Source organism: Cyclobacterium sp. (assembly GCF_014762705.1).
In the GTDB taxonomy this organism is placed as follows: Bacteria; Bacteroidota; Bacteroidia; order Cytophagales; family Cyclobacteriaceae; genus Cyclobacterium.
This window is the reverse complement of record NZ_JABURL010000050.1, coordinates 13616-26111: the sequence shown is the minus strand read 5'-3', so window position 1 is coordinate 26111 and position 12496 is coordinate 13616. Positions and strand designations below refer to the sequence as shown.

General features: G+C 40.6%; 14 protein-coding genes. 12 read left to right on the top strand and 2 right to left on the bottom strand.

Features of this window, described 5'->3' with window-relative positions:
• Window positions 1-129 precede the first annotated feature (129 nt).
• On the top strand, window positions 130-636 hold the full coding sequence (locus HUJ21_RS09370) for a hypothetical protein (protein ID WP_291369085.1): 507 nt from the start codon (window positions 130-132) through the stop codon (window positions 634-636).
• A 12-nt stretch (window positions 637-648) separates the two neighbouring features.
• Here the strand turns inward: HUJ21_RS09370 and HUJ21_RS09365 are convergent, their stop codons facing one another.
• A complete protein-coding gene (locus HUJ21_RS09365; protein ID WP_166150202.1) occupies window positions 649-954 on the bottom strand; it encodes a DUF4286 family protein in 306 nt (101 codons plus the stop codon).
• 136 nt (window positions 955-1090) lie between these two features.
• On the opposite strand from HUJ21_RS09365, the gene HUJ21_RS09360 reads away from it, so the two are divergent.
• The 11 genes from HUJ21_RS09360 (at window position 1091) to HUJ21_RS09310 (ending at window position 11286) form a co-directional block, all read left to right on the top strand.
• Window positions 1091-1756 carry a carotenoid biosynthesis protein gene (locus tag HUJ21_RS09360; protein ID WP_291369082.1) on the top strand — a complete coding sequence of 222 codons (666 nt, stop codon included), beginning with the start codon at window positions 1091-1093 and terminating at the stop codon, window positions 1754-1756.
• A 36-nt stretch (window positions 1757-1792) separates the two neighbouring features.
• A complete protein-coding gene (locus tag HUJ21_RS09355) occupies window positions 1793-2242 on the top strand; it encodes a sterol desaturase family protein (RefSeq protein ID WP_291369080.1) in 450 nt (149 codons plus the stop codon).
• Complete coding sequence (locus tag HUJ21_RS09350) at window positions 2235-3122, top strand: MerR family transcriptional regulator (RefSeq protein ID WP_291369078.1); 888 nt, start codon at window positions 2235-2237, stop codon at window positions 3120-3122. Before HUJ21_RS09355 ends, HUJ21_RS09350 begins: the two co-directional genes overlap by 8 nt.
• A 416-nt stretch (window positions 3123-3538) precedes the next feature.
• A complete protein-coding gene (locus HUJ21_RS09345) occupies window positions 3539-5299 on the top strand; it encodes a c-type cytochrome (RefSeq protein WP_291369076.1) in 1761 nt (586 codons plus the stop codon).
• A 105-nt stretch (window positions 5300-5404) separates the two neighbouring features.
• Window positions 5405-6088, top strand: a complete 684-nt coding sequence (locus tag HUJ21_RS09340) for a carbohydrate-binding family 9-like protein (RefSeq protein WP_291369074.1) — start codon at window positions 5405-5407, stop codon at window positions 6086-6088.
• A 24-nt stretch (window positions 6089-6112) separates the two neighbouring features.
• Window positions 6113-6643, top strand: coding sequence for a RidA family protein (locus HUJ21_RS09335; RefSeq protein ID WP_291369072.1), 531 nt, complete (start codon window positions 6113-6115; stop codon window positions 6641-6643).
• 57 nt (window positions 6644-6700) lie between these two features.
• The gene (locus tag HUJ21_RS09330; protein ID WP_291369070.1) at window positions 6701-7924 is read left to right on the top strand and encodes an aminotransferase class V-fold PLP-dependent enzyme; all 1224 of its coding nucleotides are present in this window, start codon (window positions 6701-6703) and stop codon (window positions 7922-7924) included.
• Window positions 7925-7927: 3 nt separating this feature from the next.
• Window positions 7928-9181 (top strand): amidohydrolase/deacetylase family metallohydrolase, encoded by a 1254-nt coding sequence (locus tag HUJ21_RS09325; protein WP_291369068.1) that lies wholly within the window; start codon window positions 7928-7930, stop codon window positions 9179-9181.
• Window positions 9182-9492: 311 nt separating this feature from the next.
• The gene (locus HUJ21_RS09320) at window positions 9493-10065 is read left to right on the top strand and encodes a carboxymuconolactone decarboxylase family protein (RefSeq protein ID WP_291369066.1); all 573 of its coding nucleotides are present in this window, start codon (window positions 9493-9495) and stop codon (window positions 10063-10065) included.
• A 1-nt stretch (window position 10066) separates the two neighbouring features.
• Window positions 10067-10885 carry a hypothetical protein gene (locus HUJ21_RS09315; protein WP_291369064.1) on the top strand — a complete coding sequence of 273 codons (819 nt, stop codon included), beginning with the start codon at window positions 10067-10069 and terminating at the stop codon, window positions 10883-10885.
• A gap of 17 nt (window positions 10886-10902) precedes the next feature.
• On the top strand, window positions 10903-11286 hold the full coding sequence (locus tag HUJ21_RS09310; protein WP_291369062.1) for a response regulator: 384 nt from the start codon (window positions 10903-10905) through the stop codon (window positions 11284-11286).
• A gap of 26 nt (window positions 11287-11312) precedes the next feature.
• Here the strand turns inward: HUJ21_RS09310 and HUJ21_RS09305 are convergent, their stop codons facing one another.
• Complete coding sequence (locus HUJ21_RS09305) at window positions 11313-12335, bottom strand: PAS domain S-box protein (protein WP_291369060.1); 1023 nt, start codon at window positions 12333-12335, stop codon at window positions 11313-11315.
• Between the last annotated feature and the right edge of the window lie 161 nt (window positions 12336-12496).

The following is a 12496-nucleotide window of genomic DNA, read 5'->3' as shown; positions in this document are numbered from 1 at the left end:
CTACTCCTGCATTTTTACTTATTGGAAATACATTTATCCTGTTTAAAAACACTCCTAAAGGATTATTTTTAATAAGCTACTTTATATTTTGGCATAGTTTTGCTTATTTTACTATCTCAAGTATAAAGTATGGCTAAAAAACTCTTTCCTTTAGACAAGAATTACATTCTCCAACAAGCTCAGTTGGCTATGGAAAAGGAAATGATGGCCTTGATTTTAATTGAATTAAAGCAATCTTTCATTTGTCTTTTCAACCCCTTGCAGCTAAGGGATGACACCTACCTGCAAATTCTCCAACAGCAGGAGTTTCCTCCAAATCACCTTTCCCTCATATACAGACAATTGGCGGGAATATACCGCTTCAGATACGGGTCAAATCAATTGGAAATTCTATTTGATGGTAAATCTCACTTTGAAAAATACCAGGAAGATTGGGCCCTTTGCTTAAAAAAATGGCTGTGTGCATTAGGGCAGCAGGAAGCATATGTGAAAACCATGCTCCGAATGACCCTCCTTTATGATAACCCTTCCCGGGCTGGTTTTGCTGAAAATAGGTGTAAATCAATCATTAACGAATACTTTGGGCTTTCGATAGTAAAAAGAAAAGGAGACCTTTTGATGAAAACCGGAACTTGATGACAAGAGCAGTCAATCCACAGATTCTAAAACCGATCTGAAGGATACAAATTGACTTCCAAATTTTTCTACAATTTCTTCCCTCAATACCGGCGCATACTTCTGTTGGAAAAATTCCAGGTCCTCCATTCCCTCAGTAAAAAATTGGGCAGAAAAATTCACCCCATCACCATTGTCCTCCTGAAGAAGTCTGAAGAAACGTTTTTCAAAGAACAAGCCTGTCTGCATCACTTTTGGCAAATACTCAAACTTCATCCACTCAACAAACTCAAATTCTCTTTCCTTGTCAATATTGATGGTAATATTATAAAGTATCATTGGTTTAACTATTTTTTTTTAATTTTGGCTCGCATTTCACGGCCCTACTTAACAATTTAGAAACAAAAGTATAAAAAATCAATTAACAATAGACAGTACCAAAATTGTACCGAAAACCAAACCATTTTACCCGGCCATGAGGAGTTTCAGAGAAATGCTGTCTTTTTTAAAAAGAAATAAGCTGGTTACAGCTAAAACAGCCCTATTAATCCTCCATTTGGTTGGCTTGCTGGGGCTTTATTTCTCAATAAGCAGGCCCATATTTCAAACCTTAACCCCTGTTCATCTACTTGTTGTGACCGGAATATTGATTTCTTTTCATAAAGATTTCAATTTGGGGTTTTGGTTATTTGGTATTTTTGCTTTTACCGTAGGGATGGTATCGGAAATCATTGGTGTAAAAACGGGGTTGATATTTGGTGAATACGCCTACGGACAGGTGCTTGGTTTTCAAGTGCTTGGAGTCCCATTGATCATTGGGATAAATTGGTTTTTATTGGTCTATCTCACGGGAGGTATCCTAAACAAACGCATTAAAAACGATATTTTAGCTGCTATTTGTAGTTCCATTCTCATGGTATTGATGGATGTGGTTCTCGAACCGGTAGCCGTCAAACTTGATTTTTGGCAATGGGAACTCGATCACATTCCCTTATCGAATTTTGCAGGTTGGTTTCTAATTGCTTTTATCATTCAACTGACATACAGGAAGACAACATTTGACAAAAGAAATCAGCTTAACTTGTTCATTTTCATCAACCTGATCTTGTTTTTTTCCATTTTGGCAATTATCCTTGAATAAGTAAAACATTTTATTTCTTCTAAAGTTACCCTAAAGATGATTTATGCTTTATTATATATAATGGTAGGATTTTTGGCCATGGAGGTATCTGGATGGTTTATTCATAAGTACCTCATGCATGGCATTTTATGGAAAATTCATAAAACCCACCACCAACATTCCAAAGGCTATTTTGAGCTGAATGATTTGTTTTCATTACTTTTTGGAGGTATTGCCATATCATTAATTTTCTTAGGGCTCGAAAATTATGATTACAGATTTTGGATGGGCATGGGAATAAGTATTTACGGAATGAGTTATTTCTTTTTACATGATGTACTTATTCACCGCCGGTTGAAGTTTTTTGGAAAACCGAAAAACAGATTCCTTGCCGCCATCTTTAAAGCCCATCAGGCCCACCATGCCAGCAGGTACAGGGATGGATCTGTATCTTTCGGTTTGTTTTTTGTTCCTTTTAAGTACTTTAAAAAAAATAGAGATGAGTAATTATTCAATAAAGGATTTAGAGCAGCTTTCAGGCATTAAAGCCCATACACTTAGGGTTTGGGAACAAAGGTACAATTTGCTAAAACCCAAAAGGACAGATACCAATATCCGCTTCTATGATGATGAAGACTTGAAGTTGATTCTTAACGTAGCCTTGTTGAATGACAATGGATATAAAATCAGTAAGATTGCCAGGATGACTCTGGAAAACATGAAATCAGAGATTCTTAAATTAACGGAAAGATCATTTGCCTATGACGATCAGATCCATTCCCTGATCATCACCATGGTAGAATTAGATGAAGAACGTTTTGAAAAGATAATTTCAACCAATATCCTTAAAATAGGATTTGAACTAACCATGCTTCACATCATTTATCCGTTTTTATCCAAAATCGGGATTCTGTGGCAGACCGGTAGCATTCACCCTGGTCAGGAACATTTCATTAGCAATCTGGTCAGGCAAAAATTAATAGTAGCTATTGACGGACAAATGTATACTGGAGGAGGGAAGAAATTCCTCTTATTCTTGCCAGAAGGTGAGTTGCATGAAATCTCCTTGCTTTTTTCTTGTTACTTACTCAAATCAAGTGGTCATAAAGTCATCTATTTAGGGCAAAACACACCTGACGAAGACCTGAATAGCGTGTATAATGCGCACAAGCCCGATTTTTTAGTCACTGTCATTACCACCTCTCCATCAGGAGAAGAAGTACAAAAATACCTGAATTCACTGAGCGAAAGGTTTGCAGCTTCTGAAATTTTAATTTCAGGATATCAAATTATCGGGCAGGACCTGAATATTCCTGCCAATGTTCACGTCATGCAATACTTAAAAGATATTAAGGATTATTTGGTGTCTCTCACCCATGTAGCCTGATCCTATGGCCTGTTGCACCAACCTTTTCAATGCTTAACCTGCAAAACTTCCGAAAATCTCAACCAGAAAAGAGTCAGTCTGGCTATATTGACTTTGTGATCATCTACAAAATGAATTTGGGGACAACTTTCTTTACTGACTGATAAAATAAGCACCATTAATTTTCCAAATAAAAATTCGAAGGTGACTTTTTCACAACCCATTGCTATTTCAGCAGCTTTATTGAGGTCCTGCCTTTCATTCCCAGATAATCAATCACCGCTATCATACACTATCCTCCATTTAGGTAATTTTTTATGGTGAATCACCATTTATTTTGTGGAAAATTTACGAATTCACTTTATATTACTTACCAAATAGGCACCCAGTACAAATTACCCACATATTAGCTATTTCTACTTTCAATTGATCAAGACATGTTACAAAGAATTTGGAGCACCCGCCATTACTTGACTACTGGGCTACTCACTTCATTGATTTTGATTTTTTTTACATCTTGTCAGTCCGACAACAATCTTCCTCCTGCTGATCTGGATAATGGGGGGCTGTTTCTTCCAGATGGTTTTGAAGCAATTGTGGTCGTAGACAGCATTGGTCGGGCAAGGCACCTGACCGTAAACGAAAATGGGGACATTTATGTAAAACTGAGAGTTCCTAATGAGGAAGGACAAGGAATTGTTGCCTTAAGAGACAGCAACGGAGACGGGAAAGCAGATAGGGTGGAAACTTTTGGAGCATACTCCGACACAGGCAATTACGGTACTGGAATGGAAATTTATAATGGCTACCTTTATTTCAGTACGGCTGGGGAGGTTTACCGGACAAAGATTGATCCGGAAAAATTGGTACCTGAAGGAGAAGTAGAATTAATCATGAAAGATGATTATAAGAATGCAGTTCATGGATATGAACACATAGCCAAACCCCTGGCTTTTGATCAGGAAGGAAACATGTACGTGCCTTTTGGCTCTCCCGGTGATGTATGTCAGGAGTTCAACAGAAGACCAGGTGCACCGGGAATGGACCCTTGCCCCGAACTGGAATGGCATGGGGGAATTTGGCGGTTTGATGCCAACAAGCTCAACCAAACCCAGCAGGATGGGTACAGGTATGCTACCGGCATCCGCAGTGTAGTGGCCATGGACTGGAATAAAGACGAAAACAGCCTCTATGTGGTGCAACATGGCAGGGATAACCTTCACCGTACCTGGCCGGATTTATTTTCAAGATGGGAGTCAGCGCTTCTTCCTTCTGAAGAATTTTTTAAAGTAGAAGATGGCACAGATGGAGGATGGCCCTATTATTATTACGACCACTTACAGGAGAAGAAATTACTTAATCCGGAATATGGCGGCGATAAAACTTTAGCCACAGGTGCTGAAAATGTGGAATCTCCCCTTTTGGGTTTTCCAGGCCATTTTGCCCCAAATGATCTATATTTCTACCAAGGTGAGCAGTTTCCGGAAAGGTATAAAAACGGAGCCTTTGTGGCTTTCCATGGCAGTACCATTAGAGGTCCCTATCCACAAGGGGGCTATTTTGTCGGCTTTGTCCCTTTTGAAAACGGCAAACCTTCCGGACCCTGGGAGGTCTTTGCAGATGGCTTTGCACAGTTGGATACCATAGTAAATACCGGGGATGCAGCAGCAAGACCTATGGGCATCTCCATGGGCCCTGATGGTTCACTTTATATCACAGAAAGCGTACAGGGGAAGATTTGGAGGGTGATGTATACTGGTGAAAAGGAAGATTTTGGAGAGGAAGCCCTCGCTGAATTGGAAGAACGAAAAAATACCAGAACAAACATCAAAAACCCAGATGAGGAAGCCGATAACCTGGAGAAGGGACTCCTTGAAACTGGTGCACAAACCTACAATATATATTGTGCTACTTGTCATCAAGCCAATGGTAAAGGTGATGGCACCCGCTTCCCTCCCCTGTCCGAAACAGAATGGGTAACCCGAAATAACAAAAGATTGATCAGCCTGGTATTGAATGGAATGGAAGGGCAAATTGAGGTCAATGAGGTGGAGTATAATGGTATCATGCCTGCACACTCCTTTTTAAGTGATGTGGAAGTGGCTGGAGTTTTGACCTATATAAGGAAAAACTTTGGCAATAATTCTTCCAGTATTTCAGCAACCGAGGTAGCTAAAGTCAGGAATGAATTGCAATAACTTGCGTTCGCTGCCTTTATTCCCTAAATTCAAACATCAATGAAAGTTGGACTATTCATCTTAATGCTAACACTTGGCTTTTTTAATAGCCATTTTACAAATACCATGAGCCATTCTGCAGCAGACCCATCCACATACATGGTACATCCAGTTTCAAAACCCATCCTTATCGATGGAAATTGGGAAAAGAAAGAGTGGAAGGAAGTTCCTGCCATTGAGATTGCCTTTCATATGGGAGAAACACCTTCATTTTCTCCAAAAACCGAAGTAAAACTGAGGTATGACAAAGACAATATTTATGGCATTTTTAAGGTGCAAGATCGCTATGTACAATGTCTGGTTCAGGAAATAAACGGCCCGGTTTCGACAGATTCCTGTGTGGAATTTTTCTTTTCTCCCGATGTCGCTGCGCCACTGGAATATTTTAATCTGGAAATCAACTGCTCCGGGGTTCCTCTCCTTCACTATGTCACCAGTCCCAGAAAAGAGTATAAGGTACTGGACCCGGAAGATATCAGACAAATAGAGATCGCACATAGCATGCCGGACAAGGTTGATCCGGAAATCCGGGAGGATACGACCTGGTACATAGAATTCAAAATGCCTGTTAGTATTTTGAAGGAGCATCGCAACATATCAACGCCTGCTCCGGGGGTTACCTGGAAAGCCAACTTTTATAAGACGGGCAGTAAAACCAGCAATCCTCACTATTTTACCTGGAACGAAGTAATTAATGACAGACCAGACTTTCACCTACCCAGGTATTTTGGTAATATCACCTTTCAATAATAGTCTAATTCAAACTTAATAAATATGCTTAAACCACTTCAAATTTTACTGGTAATCGGTTTTCTTTCCATATCTATTGTGGGCCATGCCCAACAGGATCCGGAGGAAAAATTAAAATCCATGGGAATCACTTTAAAAACACCAGCTCCTCCTACTGCCAATTTTGTCAGGGCGGTAAGAACGGGAAACCTGGTGTTCCTTTCCGGGCATGGTCCTGCACGGGAAGACGGAACCAGTGTTCAGGGGAAGTTGGGCACTGAACTTACGGTAACTGAAGGACAAGAGGCTGCCAGGCTTACCGGAATTGCCTTACTTTCCTCATTGAAAGCTGAAATCGGAAATTTGAACAAGGTAAAAAGAATCGTTAAAGTATTGGGAATGGTCAATGCCAGCCCGGATTTTACCCAACAACCACGTGTCATGAATGGTTTTTCGGACTTTATGGTTGAGGTTTTTGGAGAAAAAGGCAAGCATGCCCGTTCCGCTGTAGGTATGGGTTCTTTACCCAACAATATTGCCATAGAAATAGAAATGATAGTGGAAATAGAAGACTGAGCTCAGGAACACCGATAATTGGCAGCCAGAGCGGGACATGCTAAAACAAATATAATTATGATAAGCAGAAGAAAATTACTAAAAAGACTGGGTGCCTTACCATTGGTAGGTGGGGTGATAGGCAGAGGCATTCCTTTATCAGGAACCATGGCTGCAAATGCTGAAACAAGCCCAAAAAGAGATATCGTTAAGGAATTGGGATTGAGGAGCTTCATCAATGCAGCTGGAACTTACACGGCCATGACTGCTTCCCTGATGCCAAAAGAAGTGATGGAAACCATTAATTTCTCTTCCCGTCACTATATCATGCTGGACGAGGTACAGGACAAAGTGGGAGAGAAAATTGCAGCCCTTTGTCATGCCGAAGCCGCAACGGTTACTGCCGGATGTTGGTCTGCCATGGTCTTGGGGACTGCGGGTGTGCTGACAGGAACAGACCGGGATAAAATCAGGCAACTGCCTAACCTTGAAGGGATGAAGTCAGAAGTCATCGTACAAAAATCACACAATGTAGGATACGTACACGCCATCACCAATACCGGGGTCAGCGTGGTAGAAGTAGAGACAGCTGCTGATGTAGATCGCGCCATTAATGGAAAAACGGCAATGATGTGGTTTTTAAATTATCAGGCACCTGATGGAAAGATCAAGCATGAAGAGTGGGTGGCTTTAGGCAAAAAACACGGGATTCCCACCATGATCGATATGGCAGCAGATGTACCTCCGGTGGAGAACCTTTGGAAGTACAATGACATGGGTTTTGATCTGGTATGCATTTCAGGAGGCAAAGCCATGAGAGGTCCGCAAAGTGCCGGAATTCTTATGGGGAGGAAGGATCTTATCGAAGCAGCGAGGTTGAGCGCCCCCCCCAGAGGAGGCACCATTGGCAGGGGCATGAAGGTGAATAAAGAAGAAATCCTGGGCATGTATGTGGCTTTGGATGAATACATTAAAAAAGACCACGATAAGGAATGGCAGGAATGGGAAGATAAGGTGGCTTATGTGGCCAGCGTGGTGGAAAAAATCGATAGCGTGACTACGGAAGTATCGGTTCCCGAAATTGCCAACCACACCCCTTATCTCAAAATTGGCTGGGATCCGGATAAAATCCAGCTCAGCCGGGCTCAATTACAGGAAAAACTCAGGCAGGGCAATCCCTCCATTGAAGTAATCAGTGGTGGTGACCATGCAATAAGCATGACCGTTTTTATGCTCAGGCCCAAAGAAGAAAAAATTGTCGCCAAAAGAATCGCTGAAGAATTAAACATTGCTAAAGTTTAAACCATGAAAATCAAAAATCTTTTTCTCTTATTCCTGCTGGTTTTTTCCAGTGGACTGTTACCTGCCCAAACCTATGATCTGCTCATCAAAGGGGGCAGGTTGATTGATCCAAAAAACAATATTGACGGGGTAATGGACATTGCCATAACTGATGGCAAAATTGCCCGGGTAGCCAGTTCCATTAACGCTTCTGATGCCAGGAAAACGATTCCGGCTCAGGGACTTTTGGTAACCCCAGGACTGATAGACATCCATGGTCATGTTTTTCACGGAACACAGCCAAACCATTATTTAAGTGATGGTTTGATAGCCGTTCCACCGGATGGGTTTACGTTCAGGGTTGGAGTGACTACCATTGTGGACTGCGGAGGTCCCGGCTGGAAAAACTTTGATACTTTCAAGAAGAATATCATTGATGCAAGCAAGACCCGTGTACTGGCCTTTATGAATATAGTGGGAGAAGGAATGCGAGGAGGTGCCTGGGAGCAAAATACCGGGGACATGGACGCCAAATTGAGCGCCATGGTGGCCCAGCAAAACCGCCAGCATGTTGTGGGCTTTAAGGTTGCCCATTATGGCAGTAGGGATTGGATTCCTATTGATCGTGCGGTGGAAGCGGGAAACATCGCCAAAATGCCTGTGATTGTGGACTTTGGAGGTTCTACACAGTTTGAACCTCTTTCCATCCGCGAGCTCTTCTTTGAAAGGTTGAGGCCCGGGGACATATATACCCATACTTATGCAGAACTTAACGGTGCCCGAGAAACCATAGTGGACAGGGAAACAAGACAATTCCAACCATTTGTACTGGAAGCACAAAAAAGGGGGATTATTTTTGACGTGGGCTATGGAGGTGCCAGTTTTGAACTCCGTCAGGCCATTCCGGCCATAGCTGCAGGCCTCTATCCCAATACCATCAGTACGGACCTGCATGCAGGAAGTATGAATGCAGCCATGAAGAATATGCTGAATGTCATGACCACCTTTATGGCACTTGATATGGAACTTCCCAAAGTGATCAGTGCCAGCACCTGGGAACCGGCACAAGTCATCCAAAGGACCGAGTTGGGCCACTTGTCTGAAGGAGCCATAGCCGATCTGGCCATATTAAGGGTGAGAGAGGGAGACTTTGGGGTCTGGGACCGCACAGGTCAAAAAGTAGAGACAAACCAAAGATTGGAATGTGAAATGACCATCAAAGATGGCAATATCGTATACGACTTCAATGGAATGGCCGCACAGGAAATCATTCAATAAAGTCAAAAGATAGAAAAAATTGTCAAAATGCCTTCCCTTCAGGGAGGGCATTTTTCATTTACAACCACTATGCATTAAAAAGTCCCTGAATTTGCTGACAATCTTATTTACTGTTTAGTAAAGCTTGATAAGCAGTTGGCAAACTCGCCTTCGGGTTACATACAATTAATTTAATTTCAAACAGAAAAAAATGTAATTCTATTTTTTATTAAAAAATATATATTTAATTCTTTGTATTTATATAAAAAATAAATTTAATTTTGCTCTAGGTTACTAAAGTTAAAATGTTCATTTTTTATCTTAACGCACTTATGAAAAAAAGTTTTTCAATCATCGAGTATCAGGAGGCTAGTCAGGATATCAAAGAAATCTATGACGACACCAAAAAAACACTAGGCATTCCATTTGTTTTAAACTGGTTTAAATGTCAGGCAGGAAACCCTGCACTATTAAAAGGAAATTGGATCAAGTTAAAGTCCACCCTTTGTGAGGGGAATGTACCCAACATCATCAAGCAATTGATTATCTACACCGTTTCTGCCGAGAGGCAGTGTAGCTATTGTGCGGAAGCTCACAAGTTATTTGCCGATATGATGGGAAAATCCCTAAGTTCGGATCCGGATTTTTTAATATCTGAAAACATGGACAGTGACTTGGTGCCAAACAGCTATAAAGTGGCCGTAAGGACTGTAGCAAACGCGGCACTTTCTGATGGACATGTGGAAGAAAAAGATTTTGATGCCCTGATGAAGGCAGGATTTAATGAAGATGAAATTCAGGAACTTTTTGCTCAGGCGGACCTGGTTAACATGCTCAATACCATTGCCAACATCTCCGGTATTAAAATAGATAATGAAATTGTGGAGTTAAGTTATTCCCTTTAAAATGGAAGTATCCAATCCTTATTTGGGGTACAAAATCCTTTTTGAGGCCATGGTGAAATTTTCTGCAGGTATATCCATGGCCAAAAAGCTAGAGGAAATATCTTTGGAAGTCAGTTTACATTTAAAATACCTGTTGAATTTCCAGGACTTTAATTATTTCTTTATCGCAGGACAGGAGGTTGATTGCTTCTGGGTAAATCAAATGGGTAAAACCCGCTACCATACCTGCCATCTGGATCAACTGGACCCTATCCATAAACAGGTATTCGAGAGTGGGATACCAGAATATAACTATTGTGAGAAAAGCAACACCAGCACCCACGCCTGGAAATTCTTTAATGAGAACAACCATTTCAGTCTACTCAGCATCAGATCTCATATAGATAATCCATTTAATGAAAAAAGCATTCCAATTATCAAGGTGGTAAATAAAATGCTATCTGCCCGGATAGAGAACCTGAAAATGATACAGTTGATCCATTTGCAAAACCAGGAATTGGAAAGCCTGACAACTGTATTACAATCTAAGAATACTGAAATCCAGGCATTAAACAATCAGCAGGAATCCATCATTATCGAAAAAACTACCCGATTAAAGGATTCCAATAAAAAATTAAGGGGGTTGATCCAGTTTAATTCACACCAACTTAGAGAGCCCCTTACCAGGGTAATCAGCTTGGTAGCTATTAAAGAAGACCTTCTGGTTGAAGAATACATCAGTGATATTTTACCCTTGCTATCCGAATCGGTCATGGATCTGGATCGGGCAATTATCGAAGTGATAGAAAGGTCTGAATTTTTTGATAAAGAAGAGAAGTAAAAACGAATAGTAAGATTATGAAAGTGTTTTTAATTGATGACCAGAAAATTACAAATGTACTGAACCGGAAGTATTTATCCATGATCCGGGAGGACCTTGAAATTTTTGATTTTGATGATCCGGAATTAGCCATGGACGCATTGGAAAAGGAGAAACCAGCACTGATCTTTTTGGATTTAAACATGCCCATAGTCAGTGGATGGGACATTCTTTTATTCATGCGCAAAAGAAAAATTGAAATTCCGGTGATAATTCTGACTTCTTCAAGCAGTCAGCAGGACAGAGAAAAGGCCAACTTGTTTCACAATGTTTTTTCTTTTCAACTTAAGCCACTGACCAAAAGTGGTTTTACAGAATTGCTTCAGGGATATTACCTTCTGGATGAATATAAACCAACTTAAAAATAAATCAACAGGAAATAAAACGATTAGTTGCTGTCTTTTTCTTTCAGGCTTACCTTATCGGTTTTGTTTACAATATCTCTGATGATATCATCCAGTTCCTCTGCGGAATCCATTATCATTTTACGAAAATTTTCCTTGCCAAAATCTTTTTCCAAACTATCCATGGCCATCACCAGGCTCATCAAACGGGCCAAAGGTGCCCTGACTACATGAGATTGCATCCAGGCGATTTCCTGTAAACGTTTGTTTTGGTCCTCAATGGCATGGATGTATTGCACCCTTTCGGTAATGTCATTGGCAAGCACGACCTCAGCCTTTACTCCCTGGTAATCAATCACGTTGCTTTTTATTTCTACGGTAATGATTTCCCCGTTTTTCTTTCGGTGTTTGAATATTTTCGGTCCGGTTATGGTTTTTCCTTCCCTTATGCCGGCGATCACCATTTCCAGCTTGGAAATTTCTTCCCTGGGTCGAATATCCCTGAGATTCATATTCAAAAACTCTTCCTCCGAATAGCCATAATGGTCTATGGCGGCCTTGTTTACATCCAGAAAGTCCAGGGTATCCATATCATACAAATACATGGGCTGGGGACTGAGCTGAAAAAGCTCTTTGTAGCGCTTTTCGGAGTCCTGTAACTGAGCGGAGATTTCATTCCTACCTATGCTATAAACAATGCTTTTGTACAATGAGGTAGGTGACAGGTTATCCTTCAGCAAATAATCAGAAACACCCAAAGTAAGGGATTTCATCCCGAATTCTATGTTGGAATAGCCCGTCAATACCAAAATACTCAAATCTCCAGCAAGTTCCTTGACCTTCAAAATCAGGGATTCTCCTTGTAAATCAGGTAAAGTTAAATCCAGAATGATCGCATCAAAATAGATCGTCGGATCAATTAATTTTTCCCTTGCCTCTTCAAAAGTATTAACCACGGACAGATCCAAATTAAGGATTTTCTCATGAAGATATTCCTCAATCAGTAAAATATCTCCCAGGTTATCTTCAACCAACAATAAATGATACCCTTCCTGATCTTTCACCATTACAATCTACTAAAAAACAAACTTGGTTATGTCCTTAAAATTATGTGTAAATAATCGTTTGTTCGGTTGCTGTTATTTTTCTCGAATTTTTACTAATGTTTCAAAAACCCCTTAATTAAGAAAATAATTAATTTAAATCCAATCAATACATGAATTTTCTA

Coding starts and splice junctions, on each gene's coding strand:
- HUJ21_RS09330 (WP_291369070.1), top strand. CDS start 6,701: ATGATAAGCAGAAGAAAATTACTAAAAAGACTGGGTGCCTTACCATTG.
- HUJ21_RS09345 (WP_291369076.1), top strand. CDS start 3,539: ATGTTACAAAGAATTTGGAGCACCCGCCATTACTTGACTACTGGGCTA.
- HUJ21_RS09315 (WP_291369064.1), top strand. CDS start 10,067: ATGGAAGTATCCAATCCTTATTTGGGGTACAAAATCCTTTTTGAGGCC.
- HUJ21_RS09365 (WP_166150202.1), bottom strand. CDS start 954: ATGATACTTTATAATATTACCATCAATATTGACAAGGAAAGAGAATTT.
- HUJ21_RS09355 (WP_291369080.1), top strand. CDS start 1,793: ATGATTTATGCTTTATTATATATAATGGTAGGATTTTTGGCCATGGAG.
- HUJ21_RS09325 (WP_291369068.1), top strand. CDS start 7,928: ATGAAAATCAAAAATCTTTTTCTCTTATTCCTGCTGGTTTTTTCCAGT.
- HUJ21_RS09305 (WP_291369060.1), bottom strand. CDS start 12,335: ATGGTGAAAGATCAGGAAGGGTATCATTTATTGTTGGTTGAAGATAAC.
- HUJ21_RS09370 (WP_291369085.1), top strand. CDS start 130: ATGGCTAAAAAACTCTTTCCTTTAGACAAGAATTACATTCTCCAACAA.
- HUJ21_RS09360 (WP_291369082.1), top strand. CDS start 1,091: ATGAGGAGTTTCAGAGAAATGCTGTCTTTTTTAAAAAGAAATAAGCTG.
- HUJ21_RS09350 (WP_291369078.1), top strand. CDS start 2,235: ATGAGTAATTATTCAATAAAGGATTTAGAGCAGCTTTCAGGCATTAAA.
- HUJ21_RS09335 (WP_291369072.1), top strand. CDS start 6,113: ATGCTTAAACCACTTCAAATTTTACTGGTAATCGGTTTTCTTTCCATA.
- HUJ21_RS09320 (WP_291369066.1), top strand. CDS start 9,493: ATGAAAAAAAGTTTTTCAATCATCGAGTATCAGGAGGCTAGTCAGGAT.
- HUJ21_RS09310 (WP_291369062.1), top strand. CDS start 10,903: ATGAAAGTGTTTTTAATTGATGACCAGAAAATTACAAATGTACTGAAC.
- HUJ21_RS09340 (WP_291369074.1), top strand. CDS start 5,405: ATGAGCCATTCTGCAGCAGACCCATCCACATACATGGTACATCCAGTT.